Source organism: Peribacillus frigoritolerans (genome assembly GCF_004358755.1).
Lineage (GTDB): Bacteria > Bacillota > Bacilli > Bacillales > Bacillaceae > Bacillus_P.
This window is the reverse complement of sequence record NZ_SMZY01000003.1, coordinates 762,823-773,128: the sequence shown is the minus strand read 5'-3', so window position 1 is coordinate 773,128 and position 10,306 is coordinate 762,823. Positions and strand designations below refer to the sequence as shown.

Here is a 10,306-nt window from a genome sequence, read left to right as displayed (position 1 = left end):
AACGATCCTATGAGAATAAATAAATATATAAGTGAAACAGGCTATTGCTCAAGACGTGAAACCGACCGTCTTATTGCTGAATGCCGAATTACCATTAATGGAGTCGCCTGTGAGGCCGGCGACACGGTTACTGAAGGAGATATCGTTTTAATTGACGGGAGTCCTATCCCGTCTAAAGCCATGCCCGTTTATCTGGTTTTAAATAAACCAGTGGGTATTACATGTACAGCAGCAAAGAATGTAAAGGGAAATATCATCGATTTTGTGGCTTTCCCGGAACGGATCTTTCCTGTCGGCCGGCTGGATAAAGCGTCAGAAGGGTTAATTTTGCTAACAAATGATGGAACGATCGTCAATAAGATCATGAGGTCTGAATATGGCCATGAAAAAGAATATCTCGTCAAAGTAGATAAGCCATTCGAACATGACTTTATTCTTGGAATGTCAGAGGGAGTAGAAATACTCGGAGTGACAACTAAACCGTGTACAGTTGAGAAGATCAGTGATTCTGAATTCCGCATCATTCTTAAACAGGGACTTAATCGTCAGATCCGCAGAATGTGCAAGGTGTTCGGCTATAGGGTGGAGAGGCTTGAAAGAAAGCGGATCATGAATCTGTCTGCAGAAGGTTTAAGCAGCGGAGAGTGGCGCGAGTTAACACCGGGTGAGATCGAAGAACTGATGAGCAGACTTGTTTAAAGAAAGAACCGCGGGACACAACACATGTGCACCGCGGTTCTTTTTATCGTTTAGGAAATTATAAAAGGAAATAGGTTGTGGATAATGAAATTAAGGTATCTCTGTCCAGCTCCGGCGCCTAGATCCTCGGTCAGAACGAATCCGCCAAAAAAGTCGGGACCCGGACTTTTCTGTCGGATTCTTATCTGCCTGTCGGATCTGACCAAGGCGCTGCGCTTTTGTTCTTAAGCTTTGAAGCCTTCTTCATGCAAGTAATTTGCAGCTTCCTTATAAGTGGTAAATGTGCCATCAAGGTTTAACCCGGCATACACATTCCACATATCATCTTCTTGGATCAAAATAAGAGTCTGTCCATCCTCATTTGTCCATTTTTCTTCTTCAAATTCTTCTGCTTGTTCGTCTTCTTGCACAGAAAGCGAATGAATGGATTTTTTGATGATGCTGCGCAATTCTTCTTCCGTGAAATCACGAATGTTAACCATGCCTTTATCATTCGCGGCATATCCTTTTACATGTTCAGCATATACGAATCCATTTCCGTTTGGATGAAGATGGTAGACCACATTTTTCTTATCGTAAATGCTATCCTCAAACTGAAAGTTGATTCTTCCAAGGGAAACGTTCTTTCTTTGCAATTCGTTAAATGTTTCAATAACAGCAAGCTTTTGTTCAAAAGTAAGCATATCTTTCCTCCGATAATCGATTCAATTTGCTTATTATATCACAAGGAGACCAAAACCATTTATTTGACTGTAAATTGAGAAGAAGATACTATATGTTCTAAAGATTAAACATAAGAACTTATGTGAGGGAAAAAGATTGAAGGCTATGGCTATAAAAAAATACGGAAAAAATCAAAAATTGATGATAACAGAAGCGCAAATGCCGGCAATAGGAGAAAAGGATGTTCTAGTCGAGATATATGCTTCGAGTATTAACCCCATTGATTTTAAAATAAGAGACGGCAAGGTAAGAACTTTACTCACCTATAAAATGCCGCTTGTGCTGGGAAATGATTTTTCAGGAAAAGTCATAAAAACAGGAGAGAAGGTTACAGCTTTTAAAACAGGGGACAGTGTATACGGACGCCCGCGAAAAACAAGAATCGGCACGTTTGCAGAATATATTTCTACACATGAAGAGGATCTTTCGCTTATGCCGGAGAACCTCTCGTTCACCGAAGCCGCCTCCCTGCCTCTGGTTGGGCTGACAGCCTGGCAGGCGTTTCATGACATCTTAAAGCTGAAAAATGGGCAAAAGATCTTAATTCATGCAGGAGCTGGAGGACTGGGCACATTTGCGATTCAACTTGCGAAGCAGATGGGCGCTTATGTTGCGGTAACCGCCAGTGAAAAAGGGCATCATCTTGCCGAGTCATTGGGTGCAGATCTAATCGTCAATTATAAAAAAGAAAAATTTAATGAAGTGCTGAATGACTATGATGCTGTTTTTGATACACTTGGAGGGGAAGCTCTTCAGAAATCATTCGAAGTTCTAAAGCCTGGAGGAAAAATTGTTTCCGTTTCAGGGGTTCCAGACGCTTCTTATGCGAAGGATCATCAAATGGGAATCGTAAAATCAGTTCTTTTTTGGGCTGTCAGCAGAAAGCTGATTTCCCTGGCAAAAAAACATGATGCTGCGTATCAATTCTTATTTATGAAGCCAAGCGGGGATCAGCTGAGATTGATTAAGGAATTGGTTGAAACCGGAAAAATCAGGCCTGTGATCGATCGTACTTATTCTTTTCAAGACACACAGGCAGCACTTGATTATGTTGAAACGGGCCGTGCCAAAGGAAAAGTAATCGTGGAAGTAAAACAATAGCAGGCGGCCTTTTCTGATAAACTAAATGCATAAAACAGCAGAGAGGGATGTTCAAATGAGAGCACTTGTATTCAATCAATTCGGCGGACCAGAAGTATTGACTTCGGCAGAGCTTGAAAAGCCTGTTCCGGGACCGGACGAAGTTTTAATCAGCATGAAAGCAGCAGGACTGAATTTTGCGGATGTCTACCGCAGAAAAGGAAACTACCACTTAGAGGGAGAGCCTCCGTACATACTTGGATATGAGGGAGCAGGAATTGTTGAAGAAATCGGCAGTGAAGTACGCGGCATTAAACGGGGTGACCGGGTTGGGTTTGCAGATGTTCCTCATTCAAATGCAGAGTTTGCTGCAGCGCCCTCCCAGAAGGTGATTCCGCTCCCGGATGAGATTTCATTTGAAACAGCAGCTTCAGTGCTTCTGCAGGGGCTGACAGCTCACTATCTGACATCTGACAGCTACAAGATTAAAGCGGGTGATACGGCTATTGTTCACGCTGCAGCAGGCGGTGTAGGCCAGTTGCTCGTTCAGATCATTCGCCTTTTGGGCGGCAGAGTCATCGCCCTTGTCTCTACTCATGAAAAAGCAAACATTGCTAAAGCAGCAGGTGCAGAAGAAGCATTTGTTTATACAGAAGACTGGAAGCAGAAGGTCCTTGAACTGACTTCAGGAAAAGGAGCAGATGTCGTTTTTGAATCCGTTGGTTCAACGCTAATGGACAGCTTTGATGCAACCCGCATTGGCGGAACTGTCGTATTCTACGGTATGGCAGGAGGAGACCCTGTACATATTGACCCGAGAATGCTGATGGATACTTCAAAAACGCTGACTGGCGGTGATCTTTGGAATGTACTTACGTCCAGAGAAGAGCGCATCTCAAGATCGAATAAGCTATTCGGGTGGATTGAAGAAGGCTCACTGCGGATCGCTGAACCTTCCCGCTTTGCTTTAGAAGATGGAGCAAAAGCGCACCGTTATCTTGAGAGCAGAAAAAGCACGGGAAAAATTGTGCTGATTCCATAAGGTGGAGGCTGCTTTTTTCAGCAGCCTTTTTTTAAAAGATATAAAAAAGGATAAAATTTGGCGCTTCGATGTCCAGCTCCACCTCCTAGCCCCTCGGTCAGAACAAATTCACCAAAAAAGGCGGAAACCGAACTTTTCAAGTGAATTCTTATCGGTCTGCCCGAGTCTAAACAGTAGGCTCCGCTTTTCTATATTCCCGCCTCTTTATCGCTCCATTCCCAAAACTTAGCGGCAAGATCCATATCTCTGGCGCGCTCAGCCGGAAGCTCTATTTTTCTTTTATAAAAATAGTGTCCGGTTACATGTTCCACTTCAGGACTTTCTGCTAAGTATATAGCTGTTTGTGCACCTTGTTCAGGCGTCAGAAAGAAGGGTTTTAAAAGAGCATAAACACCTTTTCCGAATCCAGTCTGGCGATTAACACCCAAACTTGTTGCTACTGCCCCGGGGTGAAGTGCGTTAACCGTTACTCCTGTTCCCTGCAGTTTCTTTGCAAGTTCCGCGGTAAATAAAAGATTGGCAAGCTTTGATTGAGAGTAGCCCTTCCAAACTGTGAAACCTTTAGTTAAATAAGGGTCATCAAAATGAATGTTTCCGATTTTATGGGCACCGGATGAGACATTTATAATCCGGCCCTGCGGTGATTGTTTTAAAGCAGGGAGCAACAGCCTGGTCAAAAGAAAATGACCAAGATGGTTCACGCCCATCATGCTTTCAAATCCATCTTCGGTTAGCTCCCGTTTTATCGTCACAACACCGGCATTATTGATTAATACGTCCAAAGAATGGTATTTATCATTATACTTCTTTGCAAATTCCCTTATGCTTAAAAGAGATCCAAGATCACACCTCATAAGCTCAACCGCATTCGATTTGCTTTCCCTTTTCGCCTGCTCAAGTGTTGCCTGTCCTCGTTCTAAACTCCTGCAGGCCATGATGACATGAGCGCCCTTCTTAGCCATCTCAATTGCAGCAGCAAGCCCCATACCTGAATTTGCACCTGTAATGATCACCTTTTTATCTTTCAAACTGTCCTCTCCTTACTATTTTCCTCAGATGCTGTTAATTTACGCTCAGATGCCTCTGTAAGCTTTCATTTCGTATAGGCTATAGGGAAACCTGATTATCCATAAATCGGCGCATTTAGCCCTGTTTCTGAAACATTCTGGTGAAAAGCCGTATTTATGATTCGAATAAGTGAAATTTAAGGCCGAACGGATCCATCACCATGACGCTTTTTTCACTTATTTCCTCAGTTACTGTACAGCCTGCTTGCAGCAAAGAAGCTTTAGCTTCTGAAAAAGAATTAACGGCAAATTCAAAAGAGACACCATCAGGCTTTTTGTTTTCGATATAAAAAAAGTTTCCATTCATGCTGAATTTTGTTTCTGATTCATTTGAGAACTGGGCGGTCATGCCGATTACTGTTTCATAAAACGCAATGGCTTTTTCGTAATTTCCCGCAGCAAAAGCAATATTGCCGGTCAATTGAAACGGGGTATGTTCATTAATTTTTTTAGATGGACGGTAGGTATCCGATCCTGATGGGAGAAGGTCAAATAGGTGCCACACAGAACAAAAATCATCGCCCGGTCCAAAAGGAGCCTGTGAAACATGATATATGGACCCATCCGCCTCTTTTTTGAAGGCTGAGACACCCGGATAATAAAGTCCGTCTTTTTCAAAACCGAAATCTTGTTTAAAAGCAGTGCCAGAAGTGGAGACGATAGGAAACTGCCATCTTCTTTCAGCGGCGAATGCATCTTGGATATGGGGATCATCAGGTGTGGAAAGAACAAAAGCCGCTTTTTTGGCGATATGGTGATAGACGCCATTAAACCCGTCTGCCCACATCGTACAGTAAGAACAGTTTTTCCCCATGTTGTGAACTACGATAAGCTCATCTTTCTCTTTAAAAAGCTCACTTAATGTGACAGAATGTCCATTAGATGACGTAAACACATAATTTTCCGCCTTTTTCGCCGGCTCTTTTTTCCTGAGTGCTGCGAGCCGCTGTTTTTTTTCAAGCAGCTCCTTTTCTAGAGAAGAAATCTCTTCTTCCAACGTATTTTGATTCATTTCCATACCTCCTTTGCTATCTAAGTAGATACTTCGGGCGGAATGGGTCTTTATCCTTTAAATTATTGCTTTTTTAGAATGGAGTGTGCGTTTAATGACCGTTAAAGGAGTGGCGCTTGATGCAAATACAAGATGCCGTCACTATGGAACTGACAAAGATATTATTGCAATCAAATTTAAGTGCTGTGAGGCATTTTATGCCTGCTATGAATGCCATGAGCAGCTTGCGGATCACATTCCGGAAGTATGGGATAAATCAGAGCGGGATATACCAGCCGTGCTTTGCGGTTCTTGCCGCCATGTACTGACGATTCAAGAATATATGGACAGCGGCAGCTCCTGTCCGAAGTGCGATTCTGCCTTCAATCCGGGCTGTAAAACACATTACCACCTGTACTTCGGTTCTTAAGGCGTTTAGTCTTCTTTCTTTTTGGGAAAATAAAAAGAAAGAAAAGAGGAGGAGTTTACATTGAAGAAACTGATTCGAAAAGCGATAAAATACGCTCCAATCGTCTATCCTATTGTAAAGAAAATGCTTAATAAGCGAAAAAGCGGCGGACGCACAACATAACATATTAATAAAACTTAGATCGCAGCTTAAAAGGCTGCGGTTTTTTTGTGCTGTTTTTTTCACAAAATAAAACACCTGCTGACAATCAGCAGGTGTTCCGTTCTATTGATTAAGTTCTTTTGCGCATAGTACGCAATACGAGGCTTAATAAGAAAACAAAGATGATAGCTCCAAGCAATGCAGGGATAATGGCGATGCCTGCTAAAGTTGGTCCGAATGAGCCAAGAAGCTCTCCGCCGATCCAAGCTCCAATAATACCTGCAATGATGTTTCCTATGATGCCTCCAGGTACGTTTTTACCTAAAATAACTCCTGCTAACCAGCCGATTAAACCGCCGACGATAAGATATAAAATAAAGCCCATTTTAAATTCCGCCTTTCTTAAGATAGTGTTTGGTTTTTGTTTCTATCGTTGTTATTCCCCCGCCTTTTAGAAAAGAAACATTTTGCTGTGATTTTTTTTTATCTCTTTAAAATAGCTCTTCAGATCTGTATGAATTCGTTCTTGAATAAGGACTTTTCTAGAATCTGCAAGTTGTTTCATGTAGTATGGGTAAAATAAGATAACGAAAATTTTTAAAAGATGGGACGGAACTATGAAAACTGAGACAACGCTCACGATAAAACCTAAATACGTAAAGGATATGAAAAACGGCAGCCCGCTGATTCAAAAGGATTCGGTCGTTAATCTTTCTAACTTAAAGCATGAAGGCGAGCTCATCAGACTGGTTGATGAACAGCAGCGGTTTATTGGAAGGGGATATTACGGGAAGCAGAATAAAGGCATTGGCTGGATCCTTACTTCAAGTGAAAGAGAAGAAATGAATCAATCCTTCTTTGATCAGAAAATTCAAGCTGCCATCCAGTTCCGCAAGAACCTTTTCCAAAGCGAAGCTACGACTGCCTTCCGGGTTTTCAACGGTGAAGGGGACGGCATCGGCGGATTAACAATCGATTATTTTGACGGTTACTATCTGGTGACATGGTACAGTAAAGGAATTTACCAATTTAATCCCTTCATTCTTGAAGCCTTAAAGAATAATGTCGAAATACGGGGAATTTATCAGAAAAAACGATTCGATTCACAAGGGAAGTTTGTTGAGGAGGACGGATTTGTAGAAGGACATAGACCGGAATTTCCATTAATCGTAAAGGAAAATGGCGTGAATTTTGCGGTTTATTTAAACGACGGCGCCATGGTGGGTGTTTTTCTTGATCAAAGGGATGTAAGAAAGACCATTAAAGACCGTTATGCAAAAGGAAAAACCGTATTGAATCTGTTTTCTTATACAGGTGCCTTTTCTGTGTTTGCTGCTCTTGGCGGGGCTGTAAAAACAACGAGTGTTGATCTGGCGAACCGGAGTCTGAGCAAAACGATCGAACAATTCAGCATTAATGAGGTTGATTATGAATCGCAGGATATTATTGTTGAAGACGTTTTTCATTACTTCAAATATGCTTTGAAAAAAAATCTCAAATTTGATCTTGTCATCCTGGATCCGCCAAGCTTTGCGAGATCTAAAAAATATACGTTCAGCGCTGCAAAGGACTACAAGGATCTGCTGAAGGAAACCATTGCTCTAACGGAAGATAATGGCGTAATAGTTGCATCCACAAACTGCAGTACGTTTTCAATGAAAAAGTTTAAAGGGTTTATCGACACAGCCTTTAAAGAAACAGGAGAAAAGTACAAAATAAAAGAAGAATTTTCCCTGCCGGATGATTTTAAAACGAAAAAGGAATTCCAAGAGGGGAATTATTTAAAAGTCGTGTTTATAGAAAAGCTGAATCCAGTCAGATAATGACTGGATTTTCTTTTGGTACAGCACTAGACAGAATAATAATTGTTTTAAAAGAAACCCTATATTGTTGTTTGAAAGCGGCTGGCTTGAAAGACCTCCTCAGCCTGAAATGAAGCCAATATAAAAAAGCAGCAATTATCTGCAGCTGCTTTTTATCCATTCTTCTTTGAGGAGAGAATGCATGATTACATCACATGGAATATTGTCTTGAATGATATAATTTCTAAGCCTTCCTTCTTCTTTAAAGCCTAAACGTAAAAGAACGCTCCTGGAAGGGGAATTCGCAAGCATCACCACCGCCCCAATGCGTATCATCTCCATCTCCTCAAACCCAAAATCAAGTATTGCCTCGATTGCCTCTGATGCATAGCCTTTCTGCCAGTGCAGATGGGAGATTTCATAGCCCACTTCAGCTCGTTTGTACTTCTTTGAGAGCGCGTGAAATCCGCATGTGCCAATTAGTTCATTGGTTTCTTTGAGTTCAATCCCCCATCGGATGAGCTTATTCGATTGATAGCCAATCTGAAACGAATGAATCAAAGTCTCTGCTTCCTCTAATGTTTTAAAAGAATCCATTCCATAATACTCTGTTACCTCTCTTTTAGAGAAATAATCAAACAATTTTACAGCATCCGATCTTTCAATACTTCTTAACCTTAAACGGTCTGTTTCTAATTGCGGAAATGATGTCATTTTCGTTCTCCTTTGTTTATCTCCTTTAAAATGTCTCAGTTCGACATGTATTGATGGATTCCCTGTTTCTCTTCTTCTGATTTTTGTGATCAACAAAAGGATTTTGGTGTTGGATAAAAGCCGATATTAACTTATTAAATGAGATGTTTACAAGTATACCGATTTTGTATACTTGTAAACAAAATGTAATGTGATGTATGCGATATTTGTTTACATGTATACAAATGTGTACGCATCCCGTTATATAAGGATGTATACGAATTGTTTATGTTGTATACAAATTTGTTTTCAATGTAAACGAATTTGTATACATGTATACAGAAATGTAATCATCTTGGTTCTATTGACGAAACTATCAATCTCTAATACTCTTTAATAGAATGGATTTTTATACTAATTCATGAAGTGAAAGGAATGGTGTTCATGAGTAATTCTAGAATCGCAGCAATCGATGTAGGAAACGATGCAGTAAAAGCAATTTTCGGAAAATATGACTCTCAACTATACATACCGAATGTCATTGCAAGAGACATTGAAGATCGTCCGGTCATTGGAATTGAGGAATTAGACAGCAAAGATCCTCTCGATGGCATCCATATTAAAGTTCACTCCCCTGCTTTAAAAGAAAACAATGCCATTTACCGTGTTGGATCACTGGCAACAAAAAGCGACAATGCTTCTGAACTTGATCCTGGCAGCAGCAAATCTGAAGAAGATCAAACGCTGATTATGCTGTTTGCTTCAATTGCCCTTGACGCAGTAAAACCTGAAAATGAAAAAGTGTTCCGCAGAAATAATAAAGTCATTGATGCAACATATACACTTGGCACTGGACTTCCATTAAGAGAAGCAAAAGAAGGCAAAGATGTCGGTTACCGTTCTAAGCTATTGGGAAATGTTCATCAGGTAGAATTTTTAATTACTCCTAAATATCAAGGTTTAAAAGTAAATATTAAATTTGATGAAGTGAAAGTGTATCCAGAAGGATTTGCAGCTTATATCAACTTAGTGATGGACAAGGATTTAAACATCATCAACAAAGATTTGATTGATAAGCGAATCATCATCCAGGATATCGGAGGCCTTTCTACTGATATCGCAGTCATTAAAAACCGCAACGTAGACGACGATAAAGCACAGGGCTTTAACCTTGGCGTAGTTGAATCACTAGAAGCAATCCGCGAAGAGATCCGTTCTAAGCACGGTGTTGAGCTTGACAGCCGCCGTGATGTAGTAGAAATCATCACTAAAAAAACAGACCGCAATCACATCTATGTAAGAGGAAGCCGCACAAGCGTTCATGATATTACGGACCGCATTCTTTTAGACCTTGCGAAAAAACAATATCGTCATCTGCGCAATGTTTGGCAAAAAAATTCACAAACTGAGATCTGCTATTTTGTCGGCGGAGGAGCAGTTGTGCTGAAAGATTACCTTAAAACGCTTAATAATAATCTTGACGGCTACAACATTGACTTCTTTGAAGATGAGAATGAAAGCATCTGGATGATGGCAAATGCTTATTATAAGCTTGTTTTTGACTTTTACCGCAAAACAAACAAAGATAAAAGCAACGAAGATAAAAAAGCAGCTACTACCAAATAATAGGGTGGTTTT

Annotated in this window: 11 protein-coding genes; 6 read left to right on the top strand and 5 right to left on the bottom strand. The window is 40.8% G+C overall.

Going from position 1 to position 10,306, the window contains the following annotated elements:
* Nucleotides 1–9: 9 nt before the first annotated feature.
* Complete coding sequence (locus E2R53_RS17245; RefSeq protein ID WP_133312931.1) at nucleotides 10–699, top strand: pseudouridine synthase; 690 nt, start codon at nucleotides 10–12, stop codon at nucleotides 697–699.
* 224 nt (nucleotides 700–923) lie between these two features.
* On the opposite strand, the gene E2R53_RS17240 is transcribed toward E2R53_RS17245, so the two are convergent.
* A complete protein-coding gene (locus tag E2R53_RS17240) occupies nucleotides 924–1,382 on the bottom strand; it encodes a hypothetical protein (RefSeq protein WP_133312930.1) in 459 nt (152 codons plus the stop codon).
* Nucleotides 1,383–1,518: 136 nt separating this feature from the next.
* Between E2R53_RS17240 and E2R53_RS17235 the strand changes: the two genes are divergently transcribed.
* Both E2R53_RS17235 and E2R53_RS17230 read left to right on the top strand, forming a co-directional pair.
* Entirely contained in the window at nucleotides 1,519–2,523 is a 1,005-nt protein-coding gene (locus E2R53_RS17235) for an NADP-dependent oxidoreductase (RefSeq protein WP_133312929.1), read from the top strand.
* A gap of 55 nt (nucleotides 2,524–2,578) precedes the next feature.
* Nucleotides 2,579–3,544, top strand: a complete 966-nt coding sequence (locus E2R53_RS17230; protein WP_133312927.1) for a quinone oxidoreductase family protein — start codon at nucleotides 2,579–2,581, stop codon at nucleotides 3,542–3,544.
* 188 nt (nucleotides 3,545–3,732) lie between these two features.
* Here the strand turns inward: E2R53_RS17230 and E2R53_RS17225 are convergent, their stop codons facing one another.
* Together E2R53_RS17225 and E2R53_RS17220 are read right to left on the bottom strand one after the other, a co-directional pair.
* Complete coding sequence (locus E2R53_RS17225; RefSeq protein WP_133312925.1) at nucleotides 3,733–4,572, bottom strand: SDR family oxidoreductase; 840 nt, start codon at nucleotides 4,570–4,572, stop codon at nucleotides 3,733–3,735.
* Between the two features lie 154 nt (nucleotides 4,573–4,726).
* Nucleotides 4,727–5,623 carry a DUF899 family protein gene (locus tag E2R53_RS17220; RefSeq protein WP_133312924.1) on the bottom strand — a complete coding sequence of 299 codons (897 nt, stop codon included), beginning with the start codon at nucleotides 5,621–5,623 and terminating at the stop codon, nucleotides 4,727–4,729.
* A gap of 94 nt (nucleotides 5,624–5,717) precedes the next feature.
* Between E2R53_RS17220 and E2R53_RS17215 the strand changes: the two genes are divergently transcribed.
* Nucleotides 5,718–6,032: a CHY zinc finger protein gene (locus E2R53_RS17215; protein ID WP_206197397.1), complete on the top strand. Its 315-nt coding sequence runs from the start codon at nucleotides 5,718–5,720 to the stop codon at nucleotides 6,030–6,032.
* A 271-nt stretch (nucleotides 6,033–6,303) separates the two neighbouring features.
* Here the strand turns inward: E2R53_RS17215 and E2R53_RS17210 are convergent, their stop codons facing one another.
* On the bottom strand, nucleotides 6,304–6,558 hold the full coding sequence (locus E2R53_RS17210; protein ID WP_133312922.1) for a GlsB/YeaQ/YmgE family stress response membrane protein: 255 nt from the start codon (nucleotides 6,556–6,558) through the stop codon (nucleotides 6,304–6,306).
* Nucleotides 6,559–6,790: 232 nt separating this feature from the next.
* On the opposite strand from E2R53_RS17210, the gene E2R53_RS17205 reads away from it, so the two are divergent.
* On the top strand, nucleotides 6,791–7,996 hold the full coding sequence (locus E2R53_RS17205) for a class I SAM-dependent rRNA methyltransferase (RefSeq protein ID WP_133312921.1): 1,206 nt from the start codon (nucleotides 6,791–6,793) through the stop codon (nucleotides 7,994–7,996).
* Nucleotides 7,997–8,131: 135 nt separating this feature from the next.
* Here the strand turns inward: E2R53_RS17205 and E2R53_RS17200 are convergent, their stop codons facing one another.
* Nucleotides 8,132–8,689 carry a GNAT family N-acetyltransferase gene (locus tag E2R53_RS17200; RefSeq protein WP_133312919.1) on the bottom strand — a complete coding sequence of 186 codons (558 nt, stop codon included), beginning with the start codon at nucleotides 8,687–8,689 and terminating at the stop codon, nucleotides 8,132–8,134.
* Nucleotides 8,690–9,112: 423 nt separating this feature from the next.
* On the opposite strand from E2R53_RS17200, the gene E2R53_RS17195 reads away from it, so the two are divergent.
* Complete coding sequence (locus tag E2R53_RS17195; protein WP_133312918.1) at nucleotides 9,113–10,294, top strand: ParM/StbA family protein; 1,182 nt, start codon at nucleotides 9,113–9,115, stop codon at nucleotides 10,292–10,294.
* Nucleotides 10,295–10,306 lie beyond the last annotated feature (12 nt).